The following is a 612-nucleotide window of genomic DNA, read 5'->3' as shown; positions in this document are numbered from 1 at the left end:
GGGGCAGGCGCAGCTGATCGCGCTGTGGCAGCGCTTCTTCGAGCGTCCCGTGGCGCAGGTGCTGTTGACGCACGATGACCTGCGCAACCGCCGTCGCTATCTCAACGCACGCGCCACGCTCCACGAGTTGTTGGCGTTGGGCGCGCTGCCGGTGGTCAACGAAAACGACACTGTGTCGGTGGATGAGCTCAAACTCGGTGACAACGACAACCTCGCCGCGATCGTTGCCGCACTGGTCGATGCCGATGCGCTGTTCATCGCCACCGATATCGATGGCCTGTACAGCGCAGATCCGCGCAGCAATCCGCAGGCGGAGCCCATCAACGAGGTGCATGAGCTGACGCCGGGGATCCTGGCCATGGCCGGTGGCAGCGGCAGCGCGGTCGGCACTGGTGGTATGCACACCAAACTGCAGGCCGCGGCCAAGGCCGGCGCTGCCGGTATCGACACCTTCCTGTTCAATGGCCGCGATGGCGATGTGGTGCGTGGACTGGCCCAGGGCCGCCTGCGTGGTACGCGCCTGTATGCCGGTCAATCGCGGATCGCCGCGCGCAAATACTGGCTGAGGCATGCGCCGGTCGAGCCGGGCGCGATCCGTGGTCCGATGCTGGC

At 66.5% G+C, this 612-nt stretch carries 1 protein-coding gene; it reads left to right on the top strand.

The features are described from left to right. On the top strand, positions 1-612 hold a 612-nt coding region (gene proB, locus JCM9942_RS17660; RefSeq protein WP_157723093.1), incomplete at both ends, for a glutamate 5-kinase.

It is taken from the genome of Stenotrophomonas pictorum JCM 9942 (genome assembly GCF_001310775.1).
Taxonomy (GTDB): domain Bacteria; phylum Pseudomonadota; class Gammaproteobacteria; order Xanthomonadales; family Xanthomonadaceae; genus Stenotrophomonas; species Stenotrophomonas pictorum.
This window is presented reverse-complemented; position numbering and strand designations above follow the sequence as displayed.